The organism is Streptomyces viridiviolaceus, from assembly GCF_014650995.1.
GTDB lineage: Bacteria > Actinomycetota > Actinomycetes > Streptomycetales > Streptomycetaceae > Streptomyces > Streptomyces viridiviolaceus.
Genome location: NZ_BMWA01000001.1, coordinates 243,775 through 267,082 on the forward strand (window position 1 = coordinate 243,775; position 23,308 = coordinate 267,082).

Genomic DNA, 23,308 nt, shown 5'->3' on the forward strand with positions numbered 1-23,308 from the left:
CTCACTCCCCGCCGCGCAGGATGGAGTTGCCCTCGTGTGTGACGTCCGGCGAGGTCACGTCGAGGTCCAGGCGCCCGCTGAGACCGTAGAAGGCGACCGGGTTGCGCCACAGGACCCGGTCCACGTCGTCCTCGGTGAACCCCTCGGCGAGCATGAGGTCGCCGACCTTGCGGGTCTTGAGCGGGTCGCTCCTGCCCCAGTCGGCGGCGGAGTTCACCAGCACCTGTTCCGGGCCGTACTCCCGCAGGATCGCGACCATGCGGGCCTCGTCCATCTTGGTGTCCGGATAGACGGAGAAGCCCAGCCAGGCGCCGCTGTCCTTGGCCTCCTTGACGGTGGTCTCGTTGAGGTGGTCGACCAGGACGTGGTCCATGGGCAGCGGGGACTCCTTGACGGCGTCCAGGGTGCGGCGCAGGCCGGCGAGTTTGTCGCGGTGCGGGGTGTGCACGAGGGCGGGCAGCGCGTGGTCGGCGGCGAGCTGGAGCTGAGCGGCCAGGGCGGTGTCCTCGGCGGGGGTCATCGAGTCGTAGCCGATCTCGCCGACGGCCACGACGCGGTCCTTGACGAGGTACCGGGGCAGCTCGTCCAGGACGGCGGCGCAGCGGGGGTCGTTGGCCTCTTTGGGGTTGAGGGCGATCGTGCAGTGGTGGGCGATGCCGTACTGGGCGGCGCGGAAGGGTTCCCAGCCGAGCAGGGAGTCGAAGTAGTCGCGGAAGGAGGCCGGGGAGGTGCGGGGCTGTCCGAGCCAGAAGGAGGGTTCGACGACGGCGCGGACGCCTGCGGCGTGCATGGCCTCGTAGTCGTCGGTGGTCCGGGACGTCATGTGGATATGGGGGTCGAAGATGCGCATCAGGACTCCTTGCCGTGGGGGTGGACCGTGCCGGGCGACGAGGGCCCGGGTTCGGTCAGGGCCAGGACGCGGTGGAGGTCTTCGGGGACGGGGCGGCCCGCGGCGGTGCGTTCGGCGGCGTAGTCGGCGAGCATCCGGGCGAGTTCGCCGTCCGCGTGGGCCCGTCGGTCCAGGTCCGCCACGTCGTCGACGCGGACGCCGGTGAACAGGCACTTCAGTACGGCGTGCCGCCACTGGTGGGCGTCGAGGTGGCGGGCGGCGTACGGGCCGAGGGCGGCGGCGACCAGGCGGGTGTCGTTGGTGCGCAGGGCGTCCTCGACCAGCGGGAGGGCGTCGGGGCCGGGCACGAGGTGGGGCAGCGCGTGCAGGACGGCGCGGCGTTCGTCGGCGGTGCCCTGGAAGTAGACCCGGGTCAGGGCGCCGGCGTCGGCGCGGGCCGCGTGCAGGATGAGGACGCGGGCGGCGTCGGCGTGGGCGGGGCCGCAGCGGCGGCCGGCCTCGGCGAGGCGCAGCTCCCACACCGAGATGGGGCCGTGGGCGCCGGGATGGGCCGCCGCCTCGTCCAGGGCCTGGTCGAGCCAGGCGCGGGCGGCCCCGCCGAGGTGCGCGGAGAGGGCGGAGCGCAGATCGGCCGGCGGGATGTGGGCCGGGGTGGTGCCCGTGCTGTCCTGTCCGGCGGCGGCACCTGCCGCGTCGTGGGTGACGTGGCCGGCGTGTGGCTGCGTCATGGTGTGGCTCCCTTCAGTGGGTGGCGGAGGGCTCACCCGAGCGGTTCGAGGGGGCGGACGCTGCCGCCGCCCGGCGGAGGAACGGGAGGGAGCGTTCGGCGAAGTGCGGGCCCGCGTGGGAGTGGCGGGGCAGTTCCACCACGGTCAGGCCCTGGTATCCGGTGTCGGCCAGGGCCGCGAGGACGGGCGGGAAGTCGATCTCGCCGTCGCCGAAGGGGAGGTGTTCGTGGACGCCGCGCCGCATGTCCTCGATCTGGACGTGCCGCAGCCAGGGGCCGGCGGCGCGCACGCAGTCGGCGGGAGGGAGGGGTTCCAGGCACTGGCAGTGGCCGATGTCGAGGGTGAGGCCGAGGGCGTCGGAGTCGCCGAGGGTGCGCCGCAGCCGGTGGAAGTCGTCGAGGGTGGCCAGGAGGTGCCCGGGTTCGGGCTCCACCGCGAGCGGCACGCCGGCGTCGCCGGCGGCGTCCAGGACCGGGGCGAGGGCTTCCGCCAGGCGCTTCCAGGCCGTTTCCTCGTCCGTCCCCGGCGGGGTGACGCCGCTGAAGCAGTGGACGGCGTGGGCGCCCAGGTCGGCCGCGACGCGGACGGCCCTCAGCAGCAGGTCGGCGCGGCGCGCCCGGTCGCCGGGGTCCGGGTCGAGGAGGGAGGGACCGTGTTTGCGGCGCGGGTCGAGCACGTAGCGGGCGCCGGTCTCCACCGTGACGCCCAGACCGAGCGCGTCCAGCCGGTGCGCGACCCTGCGGGTGCGGGCGGCCAGGTCGTCGGCGAGCGGGTCGAGGTGCATGTGGTCGAGGGTCAGGCCGACGCCGTCGTAGCCGAGGTCGGCGAGAAGGGCGAGGGCGTCGTCGAGGCGGAGGTCGGCGAGGCCGTTGGTGCCGTAGCCGAAGCGGAGGGGGGTGTCGGCGTACCGGCCCGCGTCCCGGGCCGGGCCCGCGTCCACGACCCTGGCCGGGCCACCACCCACCTCCCGGCTCGCGCCCCGGGCCGGGCCCGCGTCCACGACCCTGGCCGGGCCACCACCCACCTCCCGGCTCGCCTCCCGGGCCGGGGAGCCGCTCGGGTGCCTGCTCACGTCCGGGGTCGGTTCCGTGCTCGGGCCTCGGCTCGGGGCGGCGGTCGTGTCCCGGGTCGCGACACGGCTCGCGCCGGTCGCGTCCCGGCTCGTGCTCTGGTGCGGGTTGCGGCTCACGTGATGCTCACCTTCCTCATGCCGGCCCTCCTCGCGAACATCCGGCCGGCGGGGGCCAGGGCGGCGACCAGGAGGGACGTGGCGGTCGCGCCGGAGCGGGCGGCGAGCGCGGCCTGGAGCGGGATCGTGGCGCGGATGCCGCCGCCGACGGCGCGCTGGGTGAGCGGGGGCGAGGGGTTGAGCGCGGCGTGGAAGTAGGGGCGGGCGGCCGTGGCGGCGTAGGCGGCGCCCAGGGCGGCCGCGAGGGCGCCGGGGGCGCGGGCCGGGCGCGCGGCGGGGCTGGAGCCCGACAGGCCGGGGGCGGCTGCTGCCCGCCGGCCTGCCGGGAGTCGGGTGCGGCGGTCGGTGACCAGCCGGGTCAGCGTCGCCGTCGTCGCGAGGGCCGCCAGCGGGGCCAGGGCCGAGCCGCCGGTGGTCTCCCGGCGGGAGACGGCCGTGACCGCGAGGGTGTGGCTGCCGAGCAGCGCGGCGGAGGGCAGTGCGGCCCGGGTGGCGCCGCCGGTGGCGGCCGCACCCAGGAGCAGGTCCAGCGCGCGGGCGGCGGCCATGGCCGTGGGACCGGCTGGCGTGTGCTTCAGCGCCAGGTCGTAGGCCCAGACGGTCGCCGCCAGCGGCGCGGCCACCGCGAGGGCGGGTCGGCCGGCGCGGGCGGCGAGCACCAGACCGGCGCCGGTGAGGCCACAGGCGGCGGTGAGGGCGGCGGCCGGACGGATGCGGCCGGACGGGAGCGGGCGGTGCGGGCGCTCGACGGCGTCCTCGGCGCGGTCCGCCCAGTCGTTCAGGGCCATGCCGGCCTCGTACAGGCACAGAGAGGATCCGATGGCGAGCAGAGTGCGGGGACCGGGGCGTGCGCCGGCCGCCGCCGCGCCGGCCAGGGCGTCGCCTGGGACGGTGAACAGCGCGGGCAGGCGCAGCAGTTCGGCCCAGGCACCCGCGCGGCCGACACGGGGCGGGTGGGCCGTGCGGGGCGCGGCGCCGCCGGGCGAGGCGGCGCCGCTGGGGGCCCGGCGTGCCGCGGCGGGCCCGGCCGGTGCGGGCGTGTCCCGTGCCGTGGCGGCCGTGCGGCTCATCGCTGCTCCTCGCGTTCGCCTTCGCCGTCCCGCAGCCGCTCGGCGAAGCGCCTCAGCTCCGCGTACTGCTCGGCGAGTGACGCCGGGCCGTCCCCGACCGGGTCCTTGAAGTAGAAGCCCAGTTCGCGCAGCGGGCCGGACAGACCCTTCTCGTGGGCGCGGGCGACCAGACGGGCCAGGTCGAGGACGAGCGGGGCGGCGAGCGCCGAGTCGCAGCCCTGCCAGATGGTCTGCAGGATCATGCGGGAGCCGAGGAAGCCGTCGAAGGCGATGTGGTCCCAGGCCGTCTTCCAGTCGCCGAGCGCGGGCACGTCGTCGATGTGGACCTCGCCCTGGGGTGCGGCGCCGAGGGTGTCGGCGAGGACGCGTTCCTTGCCGGCGTTCTTGGCGGCGGCGGCCGCGGGGTCGGCGAGGGCGGCACCGTCGCCGCCGCCCAGGAGGTTGGTGCCGGACCAGGCGCGCACGGCGAGGGCGCGCTGCGCGAACATCGGGCCGAGCACGGAGCGCAGCAGGGTCTGCCCGGTCTTGCCGTCGCGTCCCGCGTACGGCAGGCCCGAGGACTCGGCGAGCGGTGCCAGCGCCGGGTGGTGCAGGCCCGTGGAGGGGGTGAAGTTGACGTAGGGGCAGCCGGCGCGCAGGGCGGCCGCCGCGTAGAGGGAGCTGGGCGGCAGCGTGCCGTCGGTGGGCGCGGGCTCGGTGGAGGCGACGTTCACCACGACGGCGCCCGAAAGGCCCTGGCGGCGCACGAAGTCGCGGATGTCGGCCGCGAACACGTCGATCCATTCGTCCTGGGTGCGGCCGGAGCCGCCGTCCGTGTCGCCGGGCAGCGGGCCGCCGGGCCTGATCTCCCGGTCCGCGGCGGCGAGTTCGGCGTGCACGGCGGACGGCAGGCCGTGCGGCAGGACGCCGCCGGCGGCGAGGTGTTCGGCGCGTTTGGGCAGCGGGCAGTCGACGGTGTCGTGGCCGCCGAAGACGAGGGACGACAGCGCCGGCAGACCGCACGAGGTGAAGCCGGGGGTCTCGGTGACCATGCCGGCCGGCGGATGGAGCCCGGCGGCGACGGCGGCGCAGCCCGCGATGGCGGTCGTGGCCACGGATCCGCGCGCCCCGATGAGCCAGACGCCGAGGCGCGGGGCCGAGGAGGGGGTGGGGAGGGACGGTTCGGCGGACATGGGCAGCCTCCTTGTCGTACGCGAACCGGGTGCGAGCGCCGGAAGCGGGATGCCGGGCGGGGGCCCGGTGGGACGGCGGGCGGAGGTCCGGCGTCCTCCGCCCGCCGTCGTTCTAGTCGCCCGTGGTGGGCAGTTCCTTGAGCTGGATGTTGCGGAAGGAGACCTGGTCTTCGGCGCCGTGGTTCTGGAGGCCGATGTAGCCGTCGGTCAGGCTCCGCTGGGGGTCCTTGTTGGTGAAGTCGTTGATCTTGACTCCGTTGAGGAACACCTGGAGGCGTTCGCCCTGGACCTTGATCTCGTAGGAGTTCCACTGGCCGGGCGGCCGCAGGACCTGGTCACGGGCCTTGATGTTCGCGGACTTGAACGAGTAGACGGAGCCCGTGGTGCGGTCGGGCGCGTCCGTGGCGTCGATCTGGATCTCGTAGCCCTTGTTCACCGCGGACCAGGGGTCGTCGGAGGCGGGGAAGCCCACGAAGATCCCGGAGTTGTCGTCGCCCTGCATCTTCCAGTCGAGCTTGAGGGAGTACGACTTCAGCTCCTTGGCCTGGTACCAGAGCAGGCCCATGCCGCCCTCGGACTCCAGGGTGCCGTCCTTGACGTTGAACCTGCCGGGGCCGGCCTGCTTCCAGCCGTCCAGGGTCTGGCCGTTGAAGATGTCCCGGTAGCCCTTGTTCGGCTTGCAGTCGGCCTTGACCTGGCCGGTGGCGTACTGCATACCGCCGAGCAGGTGGGCGCGGAAGGCCGCGTCGGCGTAGGACTCCTTGGTGTGCCCCATCCCGGTGTACCAGGAGCGGCCGCCGCCGTAGCTCTGGCACCAGGCGATCGGGTGGTCGCCCTTCATGGTGCCGCCCTGGTAGGTCGTCTCGTCGAGGGTGGCGAGGACCTTGGCCTGCTCACGCGGGTTGGTGCGGTAGTTGTACCACTCGTCGGTGCGCTCCCAGGCGTCGTCCAGGTGCGCGGTGGACGGGTGGTCGTGGTCCTCGACGCGCACGGTGGCCTTCTGGATGGCCGGGTGCCCGGCGAAGTAGGCGCCGACGAGGCCGCCGTAGAACTCCCACTCGTACTCGGTGTCGGCGGCGGCGTGGATGCCCATGTAGCCGCCGCCGTTCGCGACGTAGTCCTCGAACGCCTTCTGCTGGTCGGCGTTCAGGACGTCACCGGTGGTGGACAGGAAGGCGACCGCGTCGTACTTGGCGAGGTTGGTCGTGGTGAACTGCTTGGCCTCCTCGGTCGCGTCGACCGTGATGCCGGCCGGTGCGCCCAGCTCCTTCAGGGCGGCGACGCCCGCCGGGATGGAGTCGTGGCGGAAGCCGGCGGTCTTGGAGAAGACCAGGACCTTCTTGCCGCCCTTGAACGGCTCCTTGGAGAACTCGAAGTCGTCCACGTCGTACAGCGCGCCGTCGCCGCCCCTGAAGACCAGGTAGATCTCCGTGGTGCGCCCCGGCAGCGACCGCAGCGGCACGTCGACGTTCTGGAAGGTCTCCCAGCTGCCGGTCGGCGGGATGTAGGCGGAGCCGTGCAGCGGACCGTCGGGCGAGCCGGTGCGCAGCTCGATGAAGCCGCCCGCGCCGCCGGAGGAGGCCCGCACGGTCATCTTCTTCTGTCCGTCGAAGCGGTAGGGGCTGAAGGAGATCCAGTCGCCGTCGTTGATGTCGCCGACGGTCTTGCCGCCGTTGGCGGCGGCCTTGTCGTACGTCTTGACACCCGACTGGGTGGTGAAGTGCTCGGCCTGGCGGTGCAGCGGCTGCAGCACGGTGCGGGCGGTACCGGTCAGGGCCTCCTGGCCGTTCGCCCCGCCGTCGGTGTAGCCGGCGCCGACGACGCCGTAGATGTTGGCGTTGGGGTCGTGGCCGCCGTCACCGGCGGGCGGCTTCAGGGTGCCCTCGCAGCCCGTCTCGCTGGTCAGCTCGTGGGCGTGGGAGTCGTGGCCGAGGCTGTAGGCGACCTTGACCTTGGAGCAGTCGACGGTCTCCTCGGGGTCGGTGACGGTCACCTTGAACGGAACGGGCTCGCCGAAGGCGGCCAGGCTGCCGTTGCCCGGGATCTCGATCTTCACCTTGGGCTCGGTGTTGCCGACCACGATCCGGACGCTGGCGTTGCCGGTGTTGCCCTCGGGGTCCTTCGCGGTGAAGGTCGCGGTGTAGGTGCCGACCTTCTTGTACCTGTGGGTGGGGTTGAGGCCCTCGCCCTTGGTGCCGTCGCCGAAGTCCCAGCTGTAGGTGAGGTCCGGGGAGTCGGCGTCCTTGGCGGAGGCGGTGAAGGCGACGTTCAGGCCCGCCGCGCCGGACGTCTTGTCGGCGCTCACCTCGGCGATCGGCGAGAAGCCGTCCTCGGCGTTCTCGATCCGGTACAGCGCGGAGTTCTCGTCGCCCTGGAACCAGGACACGCCGTAGTCGAGGACGTAGAGCGCGCCGTCGGGGCCGAACTCCATGTCCATGATCTGGGTGCCGGTCCACGGGAAGTCGTTGATCTTCGCGACGGATCCGTCGGCGTTCTGCTCGATCCGCTTGATCCAGCGGCGGCCGAACTCACCCGCGAAGAAGTCGCCGTCGTACGCCTCGGGGAACTTCACGCCGGAGTCGAGCTCGGGGTCGTAGCGGTAGACCGGGCCGGCCATCGGGGACTCGGAGCCGCTGCCGAACTCGGGCACGCTGCCGCCGTCGTACGGGATCCAGGCGGCCTGCGCGGGCGGCAGGTCGACGAGGCCCGTGTTGTGGGGCGAGGTGTTCTTCGGGGCCGCGCAGTCGAACGTCTCGCCGGAGGTCTTGGTGGCGAAGTCGTAGTCGACGTACGGGTCGTTGTCGCCGGTGCAGAACGGCCATCCGAAGTTGGCCGCCTTGGTGACCTTGGCGAACTCGACCTGTCCCGCCGGGCCCCGCTTCGGGTCGGCGGCGCCGGCGTCGGGGCCGTAGTCACCGACGTAGACGGTGCCGGTCTTGTCGTCGACGCTCATCCGGAACGGGTTGCGGAAGCCCATCGCGTAGATCTCGGGGCGGGTCTTCTCGGTGCCCGGGGCGAAGAGGTTGCCCTCGGGGATGGTGTACGAGCCGTCCTCGGCGACCTTGATGCGAAGGATCTTGCCGCGCAGGTCGTTGGTGTTGCCGGAGCTGCGGCGGGCGTCGAAGGCCGGGTTGCGGTTCGGCCGGTCGTCGATCGGCGTGTAGCCGTCGGAGGCGAAGGGGTTGGTGTCGTCGCCGGTGGACAGGTAGAGGTTGCCCTCGGCGTCGAAGTCGATGTCGCCGCCGACGTGGCAGCAGGTACCGCGGGAGGCCGCGACGTCCAGGACCTTCTTCTCGCTGGCCATGTCCAGCGTGCCGTTGGGGTTGAGGACGAAGCGGGAGAGGCGGTTGACGCCGTCGAACTTCTTGAAGTCCTCGGCGGTGCCGGTCTCCGGCGCGTCGCCCGCAGGGGTGTCGAGCGGCGGGGCGTAGTAGAGGTAGATCGCCCGGTTGTTCTTGAAGTCCGGGTCGATGCCGACGCCCTGCAGGCCCTCCTCGTCATGGCTGTAGACGTCGAGCTTGCCGGCGACCTTGGTGACGCCGCCCTGGTCGGTGAGGCGGAGGGTGCCGTCGCGTGAGGTGTGCAGGACGCTGCGGTCCGGGAGCACGGCGAGCGACATCGGCTCGCCCATCTCGGGTTCGCCCTTGGCGAGCGGTACCTGCTGGAACTGCCCCTCGGCGGCGGCCGCTTCGTCGTGCTCCGGGTGGCCGGGGTGGGCGCCGGCGACGGTCGCCGGCGCACCCACCGCCAGCATCAGGCCGGTGAACAGGGCGAGGGTGGTGCGAGCTCTGGGACGCCTCGTGGTTCTGGTGCTTCTGAGTCTGCTTCTGTGCACGAAGTCCCTCCGGGAACGGGATGGGCCGTACGGGATGGGTGCTGAGACGTGCGGTGCGGGCGCCGGGGTGCGCCGTCACCCCGGAGGCGTGTGTGTCCTGAACACTTCAGGGACGGTAGCGAGGTTCGTCCGGGGCCAACACCCCTTGAACCAGGGCTGGTCGAACTTTTTCCCATCGCAGGACAAAGCGGGGTCCGGGCAGGTCGGACCGGGGACCGGCGGACGCTCCGGCCCCCGTCCCCGACCTGCCGTCGGGCGCGCGGATCAGCTGTTGAACGCGGCGTCGAAGGACGCGGTGGGCGGTTCGAAGTCGAAGGCCTTGAGGCGGGCCAGGGCCTCGGGGGCGCCCTGGAGCCGGTCCATGCCGGCGTCCTCCCACTCGACGGAGACCGGGCCCTGGTAGTCGATGGAGCGCAGCATCCGGAAGACGTCCTCCCAGGGGACGTCGCCGTGGCCGGCCGAGACGAAGTCCCAGCCGCGCCGGGGGTCGCCCCACGGCAGGTGGGAGCCGAGGCGGCCGTTGCGGCCGTCGAGGCGCTTGCGGGCCTCCTTGCAGTCGACGTGGTAGATCCGGTCCCGGAAGTCCCACAGGAAGCCCACCGGATCCAGGCCCTGCCAGACGAAGTGGCTCGGGTCGAAGTTGAGGCCGAAGGCGGGCCGGTGGTCGACCGCCTCCAGGGCGCGCTGCGTCGTCCAGTAGTCGTAGGCGATCTCGCTGGGGTGGACCTCGTGCGCGAACCGCACGCCCTCGGCGTCGAAGACGTCCAGGATCGGGTTCCAGCGGTCCGCGAAGTCCTGGTACCCGCGCTCGATCATCGACTCGGGCGCGGGCGGGAACATGGCGACCAGGTGCCAGATGGCGGACCCCGTGAAACCGATGACGGTGTCGACGCCGAAGCGTGCCGCGGCCCGGGCGGTGTCCTTCAGTTCGGCGGCGGCGCGCTGCCGTACGCCCTCGGCGTCGCCGTCGCCCCAGATGCGGGCGGGCAGGATGGCCTGGTGGCGTTCGTCGATGATGGCGTCGCAGACCGCCTGGCCGACCAGGTGGTTGGAGATCGCCCAGCACTTCAGGCCGTACTTCTCGAGCAGCTGGTGGCGGGAGTCCACGTAACGGGGGTCCGCGAGGGCCTTGTCCACTTCGAAGTGGTCGCCCCAGCAGGCGAGTTCGAGTCCGTCGTAGCCGAAGTCGCGGGCGAGGCGGCAGACCTCCTCCAGGGGCAGGTCGGCCCACTGGCCGGTGAAGAGAGTGAAGTTCCGCGGCATGTCGCTGCCAGCCTCCTCAGAGGGCGATCGGGGTGTATACGGAGTTCTTCTCGGCGCTCTCCTCCACGGCGGCCAGCACGCGCTGCACCTGCAGCCCGTCGGCGAAGGAGGGTTCGGGCCGGCGGCCCTCGGCGACGGCGTGGACCAGGTCGCGGGCCTGGTGCACGAAGGTGTGCTCGTAGCCGAGGCCGTGGCCCGGCGGCCACCAGGCGTCCAGGTAGGGGTGGTCGGGTTCGGTGACGAGGATGCGGCGGAACCCGGCGTGCGCCCCGGGCTCCGTGCCGTCGTGGTACGACAGCTCGTTGAGCCGCTCCAGGTCGAAGGCGAGCGAGCCGCGCTCGCCGTTGAGTTCGATGCGCAGGGCGTTCTTGCGGCCGGTGGCGTAGCGCGTCGCCTCGAAGGAGGCCAGGGCGCCGGAGGGGAAACGGCCCGTGAACACGGCGGCGTCGTCCACGGTGACCTCGCCGGTGGTGCCCTCCGCCGCCACCGCTGACAGGCCGAGCGCGGCCCCGCCGGGCAGCGGGCGCCTGCGCACGAAGGTCTCGGTGAGGGCGGAGACACCCGCGAGCCGCTCCCCCGTCAGGTACTGCGCCAGGTCGACGATGTGCGCGCCGAGGTCGCCGAGCGCGCCCGATCCGGCCAGTTCCTTGCGCAGCCGCCAGGTCAGGGGGGCCTCGGGGTCGACCAGCCAGTCCTGGAGGTACGTCACCCGCACGTGCCGCAGTCTGCCGATCCTGCCCTCGGCGACCATCCGCCGGGCCAGCGCGGTGGCGGGCACCCGGCGGTAGTTGAAGCCGACCATCGCCAGCTGCCCGCGGGCTCCGGCCTCTTCGGCGGCGCGCACCATGGCCTCGGCCTCGGCGACGGTGTTGGCCAGCGGCTTCTCGCACAGCACGTGCTTCCCGGCGGCCAGCGCCGCGAGCGCGATCTCGGCGTGGCTGTCGCCGGGGGTGCAGATGTCGACGAGGTCGATGTCGTCGCGTTCCACCAGGGCACGCCAGTCGGTCTCGGTGCTCGCCCAGCCGTGCCGGTCGGCGGCCACGCGGACGGCGTCGGCGTCCCGGCCGCAGATCGCGGTGAGCTGCGGGTTCAGCGGCAGGTCGAAGACCCGGCCGGCGGTGCGCCAGCCCTGGGAGTGGGCGGCGCCCATGAAGGCGTAGCCGACCATGCCGACGCGCAGCGGCGGTCTGGTCGCGGATGCCCCCGTGGCCGCGGTCCCGGTCCCGGTGGCTGATGCCTGCGCCTCGGCCCCCTCGGGCTGCTGCGGCTGTCCCATGCGGATGTCCTCCTCGTCGTCGTGGCGCGGTGGGGGTGGGCCCCGCCCCGCCGGGCTGGTCAGGCCCGCGGGGCGGAGGACCTCACTTGAAGCCGGTGGACATGTACTGGTCGACGTTGTCCTTGTCGACGACGGCCGAGTAGAGCGTGATCGACGAGGGGATCTCGTACTCCGCGAGGCCCCCGATCCCCTTGCTCTGGCCGAGGGCACGGGCCAGGTCGATCGCGGAGGCGGCCATGGTCGGCGGGTACAGGACGGTCGCCTTCAGCACGCCGTTGTCCTGCTTGATGGCCTGGAAGGCGGAGAGCGCGCCCGCGCCGCCGACCATCAGGAAGTCGTCGCGCCCGGCCTGCTCGATGGCGCGCAGGGCGCCCACGCCCTGGTCGTCGTCGTGGTTCCACAGGGCGTCGAACTTCGACTGGGCCTGGAGCAGCTGGGCCATCTTGGCCTGGCCGGACTCGACGGTGAAGTCGGCGGCCTGGCGGGCCACCTTCTTGATGTTGGGGTAGTTCTTCAGGGCGTCGTCGAAGCCCTGGGTGCGCTGCTTGGTCAGCTCCAGGTTGTCCAGGCCGGCCAGCTCGATGACGCGGGCGTCGGCCTTGTCCTTGAGCTTCTCGCCGATGTAGTGCCCGGCGTTGAGGCCCATGCCGTAGTTGTCGCCGCCGATCCAGCAGCGGTATGCCTGCGGGGTGTTGAAGATCCGGTCGAGGTTGACCACCGGGATGCCGGCGCGCATGGCCTTCAGACCGACCTGGGTGAGCGCCTTGCCGTCGGCGGGCAGCACCACCAGGACGTCGACCTTCTTGTTGATGAGGGTCTCGATTTGGCCGATCTGCTGGGCGGTGTCGTTGGAGCCCTCGGTGACCTCCAGCGTGACGTCCGAGTACTTCTCGGCGCGCTTCTTGGCGTTGTCGTTGATGGCGTTGAGCCAGCCGTGGTCGGCCAGCGGGCCGGCGTAGCCGATGGTGACCTGCTTGCCGGGCTTGTCGTCGGCGGCCGGCTGGTCGTTCGCGGCCGGCTTGTCGTCGTCGGACGACTCGTTGCTCGTGCACCCGGTGAGGAAGGCACCGGCGGACACGGCGGCGGCTCCGAAGAGCAGTCCTCTGCGGCTCGTGAGCTCTGTCATGACGGTGAACCCTTTCCTCAATGCGTGCTTGCGGTACGTCGCTGGACCAGCACGGCGGCGACGATGATCGCGCCCTTGGCGATCTGCTGGACGTCGCTCTGCAGGTTGTTCAGGGCGAAGATGTTGGTGATCGTGGTGAAGATCAGGACGCCGAGCACGGAGCCGACGATGGTGCCGCGCCCGCCGCTGAGCAGGGTGCCGCCGATGATCGCGGCGGCGATGGCGTCGAGTTCGTACAGGTTGCCGTTGGTGTTCTGGCCGGATCCGGACAGGACGATCAGCAGGAAGGCGGCGATGCCGCAGCACAGCCCGGACAGCAGGTAGAGGTAGAGCCGCTGGCGGCGGACGTCGATGCCGGCCAGCCGGGCGGCCTCCGCGTTGCCGCCGACGGCGACCGTGCGGCGTCCGAAGGTGGTGCGGTTCAGCACCAGCCAGCCGATGACGGTGACGGCCGCGAACACCAGGACCAGGGGCGGGATGCCGAGGACGTAGGAGTCCCGCTCGCCGAGGTCCAGGATGCCGTCCACCGTGACGATCTGGGTTCGCCCGTCGGTGATCTGCAGGGCGAGGCCACGGGCCGAGGCGAGCATGGCGAGGGTGGCGATGAACGGGACCATCGCACCGTAGGCGATGAGCACCCCGTTGACCAGTCCGCAGCCGACACCGACCACGATCGCGGTGAACAGGATCCCGAAGAAGCCGTACTCCTGGGTGGCCACCGTCGTCGCCCACACCGAGGCCAGGGCGACGATCGCGCCGACGGACAGGTCGATGCCCCCGGAGATGATCACGAAGGTCATGCCGACGGTGACGACGCCGATGACGGACGCCTGGGTGAGGACGAGTTGCAGGTTGCGGGTGTCGAGGAACTCGTCGGGCTTGGTGATGCCGCCGATCAGGACCAGGGCGGCGAGCACGCCGAGCAGGGAGAGGGTGCGGACGTCGGCGCGGGCGATCACGCCCCGCCAGGCGGGCGGCCCGTCCACCGGTGCCGCCTTGCCGGTGCCGTCCCGGGGCGGGGACACGTGCTGCGTCATGACGCCGGGCTTCCTTCCATCACGAGGTCGAGTACGCGGTGTTCGTCGAGTTCGCGGGCGGGTGCCTCGTGCACGACGCGGCCCTCGCGGAGCACCAGGACGCGGTCGGCGAGGCCCAGCACCTCGGGCACTTCGCTGGAGACCAGCAGGACGGCGAGGCCCTCGTCGGCGAGGCGGCGGATCACCGCGTACAGCTCGGCGCGGGCGCCGACGTCGACGCCCCGGGTGGGTTCGTCGAGCAGCAGGACGCGGCAGCCGCGCAGCAGCCAGCGGGCCAGGACGGCCTTCTGCTGGTTGCCGCCGGACAGGGTGCGCACGGGCACGGACGGGTTGTCGGGCCTGAGTGACAGCTCGCGCGTCGCCGCGCGGGCCGCCCCCAGCTCGGCGCCCCGGTCGATCCAGCCGCCGCGTGCGAAGCGGGACATGGAGGAGACCGACACGTTGCGGGTGACGGACTCCAGCATCAGCAGCGCCTGGGCCTTGCGCTCCTCGGGGGCGAGACCGAGCCCGGCGCGGACGGCGGCGCGTACGCTGCCCGGCCGCAGCGGCCGGCCGTCCACGAGGACCTGTCCGGAGGTCGGCCTGCGGGCGCCGTAGACCGTCTCCAGGATCTCCGAACGGCCGGAGCCGACGAGTCCGGCGAGGCCGACGATCTCCCCCGGGCGGACCTCCAGGTCCAGGGCGGCGAACTCGCCCTGCCGGGACAGTCCGCGCACGCTCAGGACCGGTTCGCCCTGCGGTGCCGCGGCGGGCCGGTCCGGGAAGACGTACTCGACGTTGCGTCCGGTCATCAGCGCGACCACCTCGCGGGTCGGCGTCTCCTTCGCGGGCAGCCCACCCGCGACGGCCCGGCCGTCCTTCAGGACGGTGACCCGGTCGCCGATGCGGCGGATCTCCTCCAGGCGGTGCGAGATGTAGACGACGGCGACGCCGTCCGCGGTGAGGTCGGCGACGATGCGGAAGAGGTTGTCGACCTCGTCCGGGTCCAGGGCGGCGGACGGCTCGTCCATCACGATCAGCCGTACGTCGTGGGAGAGCGCCCGCGCCATGGACACGATCTGCTGCTGTGCCGCCGAGAGCTCCCCGACCAGCCGGCCGGGATCGATCTCCGAGTGCCCGAGTCGCCTGAGCAGCTGGGCCGTCGACGCCTTGGCCGCCCTCCCCCGTACGACGAACCCGGCCGTCGTCGGCTCGTGTCCGAGGTGGACGTTCTCGGCGACCGACAGGTGCTCCACCAGGTCGAGTTCCTGGTAGATGGTGGCGATGCCGAGGCGCATGGCGGCGATGGGCGAGCGCAGTGTGACGTCCTCGCCGCGCCAGCGGATGGTGCCGGTGTCGGGCTGGTGGGCACCGGCCAGCACCTTGATCAGGGTGGACTTCCCGGCGCCGTTCTGGCCGAGCAGGCAGTGCACCTCGCCTGCCTGGACCTCGAGGTCGACGCCGTCCAGGGCCCGGACTCCGGGGAACGACTTGGTGATGCCGGACATGCTGAGCAGCGGTGGTTCTGGTGCCATGTGTGGTCCCCTCGGCGGGCGTTCGGGCCGGTGTCAGGGCTGACCGCTTGCGGGCAAGCGCTTTCAGGCAGGGCAGAGCAGTGGGACTGTGCGGGTGTTCACGTACTGGTGCTGGTGTGCTGGTACGGCGGAGCCGGTTACGCGGGTGAGAACAGGTGGTCGCTGATCAGCCGGGCCGCGCCGATGACTCCGGCGGTGGGGCCCAGCTCCCCCAGTACGATGGGCAGGTTGCCGGTCGCGAGCGGCAGCGACTGACGGTAGACCTGGGTGCGGATCGCGGCGAGCAGGTTGTGGCCGAGGCCGGTCACCCCACCGCCGATCACCACGAGACCCGGGTTGAAGAAGCTGACCAGGCCGGCGATGACCTGGCCGGTGCTCCGGCCGCCCTCCCGGATCAGTTCGAGTGCGGTGGCGTCGCCCGCGGCGGCCGCGGCGGCGACGTCGGCGGCGCTGAGACCGCCGTTCGCCTCCAGCCGGCCGGCGAGTTCGGCCGACCGGCCCTGCTGGGCGGCCTCCGTGGCGTCGCGGGCGAGTGCCGCGCCGCTGAAGTGGGCCTCCAGGCAACCCCGGTTGCCGCAGGCGCACGGACGTCCGTCGGGCACGGCCTGGATGTGCCCGATGTCGCCCGCGCTGCCCGTCGTGCCGCGGTAGACGTCACCGCCGACGACGATGCCGCACCCGATGCCGGTACCGATCTTGACGACGAGGAAGTCGTGCACGGTGCGGGCGACACCCGCGTGCTGTTCCCCCAGCGCCATCAGGTTCACGTCGTTGTCGACCATCACCGGGCAGCCGAGTTCCTGGCTGAGCGCCTCCCGCACGGGGAAGCCGTCCCAGCCCGGCATGATCGGCGGAGCCACCGGCACGCCCTCGGGGAAGCGGACCGGCCCCGGGACACCGATGCCGGCGCCGTCGAAGCCCTCCGCGAGCCCGGAGGCCCTGAGCTTCGCGGCCATGGACAGCACTTGCTCGAAGACCGCGACGGGTCCCTCGCGTACGTCCATGGGCTGGTTGATGTGCCCGAGGATCTCCAGCTCGGCGTTGGTGACGGCGACGTCGATCGACGTGGCGCCGATGTCGACGCCGAGGAAGCGCAGGCCGGGGTTGAGGCGGATGTTGTGGGAACGGCGCCCGCCTCGGGATGCGGCGAGTCCGTCGGCCACGACCAGCCCGGTCTCCAGCAGACGGTCGACCTCCACGGCCAGTTTGGACCGGGACAGGTCGACCTGGTCGCCCAGCTGGGCCCGGGAGTTGGGGCCGCCGTCACGCAACAGCTGGAGCAGCCGGGCCTGATGAGCGTTAGCGGGTCGTGCCGTCATCCGTCTCACGAACCCCTCCCCGCCTCAATCGGCTTGTGCGCGCCGGTTTCCGGCCGCTTCCCTGGCTTGCTTTCGGAGGGAACGTAGCAGTGGGCGCCGGGACTGGGAAGAAGTCTCGCACGAATTCCTGCCGACTTTTTCCACTGAGAGGACAAAGAAGGTCCGGTGTCCCGCTCCCGGAGACGGCGAAAGCCGCCCGGCGGGTGCGCCGAGCGGCCTCGAAGGCCCTGCGGTTTCCAGGAGGTTTCCGCGCAGTCGCGCCTGGCAGCCGCGCGGGCGGACGCCCACCGCAGCACCGGGCGAGCGCCCCCGGCACGACCAGTACACGGGCGTCCGCCGGGCACTCCCCCAGCCTCCGGCCGGGGACCCCCCAACGCCCGCACAGGACGCCGCGGGGTCCGCCCTCCCGGGCGTCCGCCGCGGCCTCGCGGGCGTCCGCTAGGACTTGGACCGCGCGTGGTACGACTGCCGCGTGTGCTCCGTGTGCTCGCGCATGAGCCGTGTCGCGCGCTGCTCGTCCCGGTCGCTGATCGCGGCGATCAGCCGGCGGTGCTCGATCCAGGACTGCCGGCCGCGCTGCCGGGCGATCGGCGTGTAGTACCAGCGCACCCGGCGGTCGACCTGCGCCGCCAGCTCGGCGAGGACCGCGTTGCTGGCCAGCTCCATGATCTTGGCGTGGAAACGGGCGTTCAGGGCGACCGCGCCATCCACGTCGTCGGCGGCCACGGCCCGTTCGCCCTGCTCGCACAGCTCCTCCAGGGCGGCCACGCCCGCGCTGCCCGCGTTCGCGGCGGCCAGCCGGGCGGCCTCGGCCTCCAGCAGCGTGCGGACCGTCAGGAGCTGGTCGGCCTCCTCCTCCGTCGGCTCGTGCACGAACGCGCCCTGGGCGGGGCGCAGGTCGACCCATCCCTCGGTGTTCAGGCGTTGCAGGGCCTCCCGTACGGGCTGTCGCGACACGCCGAGGTGACCGGCGAGTTCGCTCTCGACGAGGTGCTGGCCCGGCTGGAGGGCGCGGGTGGTGATGAGTTCGAGCAGCGCCTCGTAGACACGGTCCCGCAAGGGCCCGGGCCGTTCGAGCTTGGGCACCGCGCCCTGCGGCAGTCCTGCGGACAACATCGGTCCCCCCTCGTGGTCGACGCCTCGCGGCCACGGCCGGCGGGCGCAAGAGCCGCCCGGGACGGACGCCGATGACCGCGTGGCGACCAGTATCGGTTGTCTATCGTCTACAGTCTACGGCGCACAATTGGCCAGGGTCGCGGAGCGTCGCCCGCGTCACATCCCGGGGCGCCGCCGTTCAGGGGCAGCGGACGACCTGGCCGGCGTACGAGAGGTTGCCGCCGAAGCCGAAGAGGAGGACCGGGTCCCCCGTACCGATCTCCCCGCGTTCCACCAGCTTGGAGAAGGCGAGGGGGATGCTCGCCGCCGAGGTGTTGCCGGACTCGACGACATCGCGGGCGACGACGGCGTTGACGGCGCCGATCTTCCCGGCGAGGGGCTCGATGATGCGCAGGTTGGCCTGGTGCAGGACGACGGCGGCGAGGTCGGCCGGCTCCAGCCCCGACCGCTCGCACGCCTGGCGCGCGATGGCGGGCAGCCGCGTGGTCGCCCAGCGGTAGACGCTCTGCCCCTCCTGCGCGAAGCGCGGCGGCGTGCCCTCGATGCGTACCGCGTTCCCCATCTCGGGCACGGACCCCCACAGCACGGGTCCGATCCCCGGCTCCTGGCCCGGGGCGCCCGCCTCCACCACGGCGGCCCCCGCCCCGTCGCCGACCAGCACGCAGGTGGTGCGATCGGTCCAGTCGGTCACTTCGGACATCTTGTCGGCGCCGATGACGAGGGCCCTGCTCGCCGAGCCCGCGCGGACGGCGTGGTCGGCGGTGGCCAGGGCGTGCGTGAAACCGGCGCACACCACGTTGACGTCCATCGCGGCGGGCCCGGGGATGCCGAGGCGGGCCGCGACGCGGGCCGCCATGTTCGGGGAGCGGTCGACGGCGGTGGAAGTGGCGACCAGCACCAGGTCCACGTCCGCGGGCGTCAGCCCGGCCGCCGCGAGCGCCTTCGCGGCGGCGTGGCCGGCCAGCTCGTCCACCGGCTCGTCGGGTCCGGCGATATGGCGGGTCCGGATGCCCACCCGGCTCCGGATCCACTCGTCGCTGGTGTCGACCATGCCCGCCAGGTCCTCGTTGGTGAGAATCCCGGCGGGCTGGTAGTGGCCGACGGCGGTGATGCGCGAGCCGTGCATGGGTGGAGTCCCCCTGGTCCTCGGGTAGCGGGATCCACCAGTCTGATCAGTGACCGACGGGTACGACGGCAGGTGAAGCGACAGGAATCGGGCGCCCTCCTTGTCGGCTTCGGTCAGCTGTCCGAGGCCTGGCGGCTTCGGTCAGCTGTCCGAGGCGCCGGGGCGCCTCACCCGGTGAACAGCTGCGTCGCCTTCCGGACGAGCTCGTACAGCCCGTAGGCGAGCGGCACGCCCACCCAGAGCCAGGCGAAGGCGATCAGCGGCCGCCGGCCGGGCAGGTCAGGCGGACTCTGGCTGCTGTCGCCGGACATCGGCGGCCTCCCTCTGTGCCGGGGCGGAAACGTGGTGCCGGGCGTGGACCGGCCGGACGAGCTCGTTGGCGACGAAGCCGACGACCAGCAGCCCGATCATGATGACGAACGACAGGCCGTACAGGGACGAGCCGTGCCGGCCGGCCTCCTCCTGCCGGTCGGCGATCCAGTTCACGATCAGCGGCCCGAGGACGCCGGCCGTGGACCAGGCGGTGAGCAGCCGCCCGTGGATCGCGCCGACCTGGTAGGTGCCGAAGAGGTCCTTGAGGTAGGCGGGGACGGTGGCGAAGCCGCCGCCGTAGAAGGAGAGGATGACGAGGGCGCACAGGACGAACAGCGGCTTGGAGGAGTCGCCGAACAGGGCGATCAGCGCGTACATCAGCGCACCGACGCCGAGGTAGACGCGGTAGATGTTCTTCCGGCCGATCAGGTCGGACGTCGAGGACCAGCCGATGCGGCCCGCCATGTTGGCCGCCGACAGCAGGGCCACGAAGCCCGCGGCGGCCGTCACGGACACCGGTGTGGAGGTGTCGGCGAAGAAGTCCGTGATCATCGGGGCGGCCTTCTCCAGGATCCCGATGCCGGCGGTGACGTTCATGCACAGCACCACCCACAGCAGCCAGAACTGCGGGGTGCGCACGGCGCTGCGCGCCGAGACCTGGACGCCGTCGAGCGGTGCCGGTGCGCCGTCCGCCCCCTTCGGCGTGCGCGGCACCCGGACGAGCAGAACGCCGAGCAGCATGAAGACGGCGTACGACAGTCCGTGCACCAGGAAGGCGAGCGCGATCCCGGAGCTGTCGTTGCCGAAGGACTCCAGCATGCGCGCCGACCAGGGGGAGGCGATCAGCGCGCCGCCGCCGAAGCCCATGATGGCGATGCCGGTGGCCATGCCGGGCCGGTCCGGGAACCACTTGATCAGTGTCGAGACGGGCGAGATGTAGCCGATGCCGAGGCCGATCCCGCCGACGAAGCCGTAGCCGAGGACGATCAGCCAGTACTGCTCCGCCGCCGCGCCGAGCGCGGAGAGCAGGAAGCCGGAGGAGAAGCAGACGAGGGCGACGGTCATCGCCCAGCGCGGCCCCTTGCGTTCCACGAGCGTGCCGCCGAACGCGGCCGACAGGCCGAGCATGACGATGCCGAGCTGGAAGGGCAGCGCGCTCTGTGTGCCGCTGAGACCGAGCGCGGATTCCAGGGGCGGTTTGAACACGGACCAGGCGTAGGCCTGCCCGATGGAGAGGTGGACGGAGAGGGCGGCGGGGGGAACGAGCCAGCGGCTCCAGCCCGGTGGGGCGACGGGGGGACTCATGAGTCCCCAACCGTAGGCAGGCGGCGACCGGTTGAGAAGACAGTTGAGCAGACAACCACCAGCAGCCACCGGTGCTTGCACAAAACCTTGCCGACCCAACCTCCATACTGTAGACAATATTTCGTCGACAGAGTCGGCAGTTCCTCGGTACCCTCGACCGAACGGAGCTCCCTCGTATGAAAGTCGCAGTACTCGGCGCCGGAGCGATCGGCGCCTACGTCGGCGCCGCGCTCCATCGCGCGGGCGCGGACGTCCATCTCATCGCCCGTGGACCGCATCTGGCGGCCATGAGGCAGCACGGAGTACGGGTGCGCAGCCCACGCGGCGACTTCACCGCGCGCCCACGCGCCACCGACGACCCGGCCGAAGTGGGCCCGGTCGACTTCGTCTTCCTGGGGCTGAAGGCCAACTCGTACGCGGCGTGCGGGCCGCTGATCGAGCCGCTGCTCCACGGCACCACGGCGGTCGTGGCCGCCCAGAACGGCATCCCCTGGTGGTACTTCCACCGGCACGGCGGCCCGCACGACGGCCACCGGCTGCAGAGCGTGGACCCGGACGGCGCGGTCAGTGCGGTGCTCGCGCCCGAGAGGGCCGTCGGCTGCGTCGTCTACGCGGCCACCGAACTCGAGGAGCCCGGCGTCGTACGGCACGTGGAGGGCACCCGGTTCTCGATCGGCGAGCCCGACCGCAGCGTCTCGCCGCGCTGCCTCGCGTTCGCCGAGGCGATGCGGGCCGGCGGCCTGAAGTGCCCGGTCGAGCCGGACCTGCGCAACGACATCTGGCTGAAGCTGCTGGGCAACATCTCCTTCAACCCCATCAGCGCCCTGGTCCGCGCCACCATGCGGCAGATGTGCCGGCACGGCGGCACCCGCCAGGTCATCGAGACGATGATGGCCGAGACGCTCGCGGTCGCCGCGGCCCTCGGCTGCGAGGTCGGCGTCTCCATCGAGCGCCGCCTCGCGGGCGCCGAGAAGGTCGGCGACCACCGCACCTCCACGCTCCAGGACCTGGAGCGCGGCAAGCCGCTGGAACTCGACGTCCTGCTGGCCGCCGTGGTCGAGCTGGCGGAGATCACCGGGGTGCCGGTGCCCATCCTGCGCACCGTGCACGCCCTGTCGGACCTGCTCGCGCTGAGGAGCGCCGCATGAGGAAACGCGACCGAAGCCCGAAGACCTACACCCGGCTCACCCACCCGCTCGTACGGGACTCACGGGACGCGCCCTTCCGCCGGGCGACCTGGGACGAGGCCCTGGACCGCACCGCCCGCGGACTCCGGGCGGCGCGCGGGGCGTTCGGGATGTTCTCCTGCGCCCGCGCGACGAACGAGATGAACTACGTGGCGCAGAAGTTCGCCCGGGTCGTCATGGGCACCAACAACGTCGACTCCTGCAACCGCACCTGCCACGCACCGAGCGTCGCGGGACTGTCGGCGGCCTTCGGCTCGGGCGGGGGCACGTCCTCGTACGAGGAGATCGAGCACACCGACGTCATCGTGATGTGGGGCTCCAACGCCCGCTTCGCGCACCCGATCTTCTTCCAGCACGTGCTGAAGGGGATCAGGAACGGCGCCCGCATGTACGCCGTCGATCCGCGCCGCACCTCCACCGCCGAGTGGGCGGAGAGCTGGCTCGGTCTGAACGTCGGCACGGACATCCCGATGGCGCACGCGATCGGACGCGAGATCATCCACGCGGGTCTGGTCAACGAGGCGTTCGTCGAGCGGGCGACCACGGGCTTCGAGGAGTACAAGGCGCTCGTCGAGCCGTGGACGCTGTCCCTCGCCGAGAAGGTGACGGGCGTACCGGCCGCCGCCATCCGGGAGCTGGCGCACGCCTACGCCCGCGCCGAGCGCGCCCAGCTGTGCTGGACCCTCGGCATCACCGAGCACCACAACGGCACCGACAACGTCCGCGCGCTGATCAACCTGTCGCTGCTCACCGGCCACGTCGGCCGCTACGGCTCGGGCCTGCAGCCGCTGCGCGGCCAGAACAACGTGCAGGGCGGCGGCGACATGGGCGCGATCCCCAACCGGCTGCCGGGCTTCCAGGACATCCTCGACCCGGACACGCGGCTGAAGTTCGAGTCGGCCTGGGACACGGTCATCCGGCCGCACTACGGACTGAACCTGACGGAGATGTTCGAGGCGATGGAGGACGGCTCACTGCGGGCCGTGTACTGCATCGGCGAGAACCCGGCGCAGTCCGAGGCGGACAGCGAGCAGGCCGTACGGCGGCTGAAGGCGCTGGACTTCCTCGTGGTGCAGGACATCTTCCTGACGCAGACCGCCGAACTGGCCGACGTCGTCCTCCCGGCCACGGCCGGCTGGGCGGAGACCGACGGCACCACCACCAACAGCGAGCGGCGCGTCCAGCGCGTCCGCAGGGCCGTCACCCCGCCCGGCGAGGCCCGCGAGGACATCGACATCCTCTGCGACCTGGCGGCCCGCCTCGGCCACGACTGGAAGTACGCCGACGCCGAGGCCGTCTGGAACGAGCTGAGGTCCCTCTCCCCGGACCACTACGGGATGACGTACGAGCGTCTGGCGGAGCACCAGGGCATCCAGTGGCCGTGCCCGAGCACCGAGGCACTGGAGCCGACCTATCTGCACGGCCGGCTGTGGGACCCGGACCCGGCCCGGCGGGGCATGCGCGCGCCCTTCGGGATCGTGCTGCACGACCCGCCCGTGGACCTCACCGACGAGGAGTACCCGATCCGGCTGACCACGGGCCGGCGGCTGGACTCCTACAACACCGGGGTGCAGAGCGGCGGTTACGCCTCCCCGCTGCGGCGCGGCGAGGCCGTCGAGCTGTGCCCGGAGGACGCCGAGCGCTACGGCGTGGTGGTCGGTGAACAGGTGCGGGTCGCCTCCCGCCGCGGGTCGGTGGTCGCGCCCGTCTGGGTCGACACCGCGCTGCGGCCCGGGCTCGCCTTCATGACCTTCCACTTTCCCGACGAGGTGGACACCAACCGGCTGACGATCGAGGCCAACTGCCCGATCGCGGGGACGGCGGAGTTCAAGGCGTCGGCGATCCGCATCGAGAAGCTGCCGGCTGCGACACACGTGAGGTGA

At 72.3% G+C, this 23,308-nt stretch carries 18 protein-coding genes; 2 read left to right on the forward strand and 16 right to left on the reverse strand.

The features are described from left to right. Position 1 precedes the first annotated feature (1 nt). The 16 genes from IE260_RS00910 to IE260_RS00985 all read right to left on the reverse strand — a co-directional run bounded on the left by IE260_RS00910 (position 2) and on the right by IE260_RS00985 (position 20,238). The gene (locus IE260_RS00910) at positions 2-850 is read right to left on the reverse strand and encodes a TatD family hydrolase (RefSeq protein ID WP_189868457.1); all 849 of its coding nucleotides are present in this window, start codon (positions 848-850) and stop codon (positions 2-4) included. Next, positions 850-1,578, reverse strand: a complete 729-nt coding sequence (locus tag IE260_RS00915; RefSeq protein ID WP_189868458.1) for an EboA domain-containing protein — start codon at positions 1,576-1,578, stop codon at positions 850-852. The genes IE260_RS00910 and IE260_RS00915 overlap by 1 nt, the downstream gene beginning before the upstream one ends. Positions 1,579-1,591: 13 nt before the next feature. Then, entirely contained in the window at positions 1,592-2,518 is a 927-nt protein-coding gene (locus tag IE260_RS00920) for a sugar phosphate isomerase/epimerase family protein (protein WP_189868692.1), read from the reverse strand. 245 nt (positions 2,519-2,763) lie between these two features. Then, a complete protein-coding gene (locus tag IE260_RS00925) occupies positions 2,764-3,837 on the reverse strand; it encodes an SCO3242 family prenyltransferase (RefSeq protein WP_189868459.1) in 1,074 nt (357 codons plus the stop codon). Beyond that, positions 3,834-5,009: an inositol-3-phosphate synthase gene (locus tag IE260_RS00930; protein WP_189868460.1), complete on the reverse strand. Its 1,176-nt coding sequence runs from the start codon at positions 5,007-5,009 to the stop codon at positions 3,834-3,836. The genes IE260_RS00925 and IE260_RS00930 overlap by 4 nt, the downstream gene beginning before the upstream one ends. A 112-nt stretch (positions 5,010-5,121) precedes the next feature. Next, complete coding sequence (locus IE260_RS00935; protein WP_189868461.1) at positions 5,122-8,844, reverse strand: ThuA domain-containing protein; 3,723 nt, start codon at positions 8,842-8,844, stop codon at positions 5,122-5,124. 264 nt (positions 8,845-9,108) lie between these two features. Further along, positions 9,109-10,107 carry a sugar phosphate isomerase/epimerase family protein gene (locus tag IE260_RS00940; RefSeq protein WP_189868462.1) on the reverse strand — a complete coding sequence of 333 codons (999 nt, stop codon included), beginning with the start codon at positions 10,105-10,107 and terminating at the stop codon, positions 9,109-9,111. A 16-nt stretch (positions 10,108-10,123) separates the two neighbouring features. After that, positions 10,124-11,383 (reverse strand): Gfo/Idh/MocA family protein, encoded by a 1,260-nt coding sequence (locus tag IE260_RS00945; RefSeq protein WP_189868463.1) that lies wholly within the window; start codon positions 11,381-11,383, stop codon positions 10,124-10,126. Positions 11,384-11,465: 82 nt separating this feature from the next. Continuing rightward, positions 11,466-12,509 (reverse strand): substrate-binding domain-containing protein, encoded by a 1,044-nt coding sequence (locus tag IE260_RS00950; protein ID WP_189868464.1) that lies wholly within the window; start codon positions 12,507-12,509, stop codon positions 11,466-11,468. Between the two features lie 17 nt (positions 12,510-12,526). Next, entirely contained in the window at positions 12,527-13,546 is a 1,020-nt protein-coding gene (locus IE260_RS00955) for an ABC transporter permease (RefSeq protein WP_189868465.1), read from the reverse strand. After that, positions 13,543-15,060 (reverse strand): sugar ABC transporter ATP-binding protein, encoded by a 1,518-nt coding sequence (locus IE260_RS00960; RefSeq protein ID WP_189868466.1) that lies wholly within the window; start codon positions 15,058-15,060, stop codon positions 13,543-13,545. Before IE260_RS00960 ends, IE260_RS00955 begins: the two co-directional genes overlap by 4 nt. Before the next feature lie 137 nt (positions 15,061-15,197). Further along, a complete protein-coding gene (locus tag IE260_RS00965) occupies positions 15,198-16,379 on the reverse strand; it encodes an ROK family transcriptional regulator (protein WP_189868467.1) in 1,182 nt (393 codons plus the stop codon). A gap of 438 nt (positions 16,380-16,817) precedes the next feature. Next, the gene (locus IE260_RS00970; RefSeq protein WP_189868468.1) at positions 16,818-17,495 is read right to left on the reverse strand and encodes a GntR family transcriptional regulator; all 678 of its coding nucleotides are present in this window, start codon (positions 17,493-17,495) and stop codon (positions 16,818-16,820) included. Between the two features lie 178 nt (positions 17,496-17,673). Next, on the reverse strand, positions 17,674-18,621 hold the full coding sequence (locus tag IE260_RS00975) for a beta-ketoacyl-ACP synthase III (RefSeq protein ID WP_189868469.1): 948 nt from the start codon (positions 18,619-18,621) through the stop codon (positions 17,674-17,676). 167 nt (positions 18,622-18,788) lie between these two features. After that, positions 18,789-18,932 (reverse strand): MFS transporter small subunit, encoded by a 144-nt coding sequence (locus tag IE260_RS00980; protein ID WP_189868470.1) that lies wholly within the window; start codon positions 18,930-18,932, stop codon positions 18,789-18,791. After that, positions 18,901-20,238, reverse strand: a complete 1,338-nt coding sequence (locus tag IE260_RS00985; RefSeq protein WP_189868471.1) for an OFA family MFS transporter — start codon at positions 20,236-20,238, stop codon at positions 18,901-18,903. Before IE260_RS00985 ends, IE260_RS00980 begins: the two co-directional genes overlap by 32 nt. Before the next feature lie 176 nt (positions 20,239-20,414). Between IE260_RS00985 and IE260_RS00990 the strand changes: the two genes are divergently transcribed. Together IE260_RS00990 and IE260_RS00995 are read left to right on the forward strand one after the other, a co-directional pair. After that, positions 20,415-21,386: a 2-dehydropantoate 2-reductase gene (locus IE260_RS00990; protein WP_189868472.1), complete on the forward strand. Its 972-nt coding sequence runs from the start codon at positions 20,415-20,417 to the stop codon at positions 21,384-21,386. Then, positions 21,383-23,308 carry a molybdopterin oxidoreductase family protein gene (locus tag IE260_RS00995; protein ID WP_189868473.1) on the forward strand — a complete coding sequence of 642 codons (1,926 nt, stop codon included), beginning with the start codon at positions 21,383-21,385 and terminating at the stop codon, positions 23,306-23,308. Before IE260_RS00990 ends, IE260_RS00995 begins: the two co-directional genes overlap by 4 nt.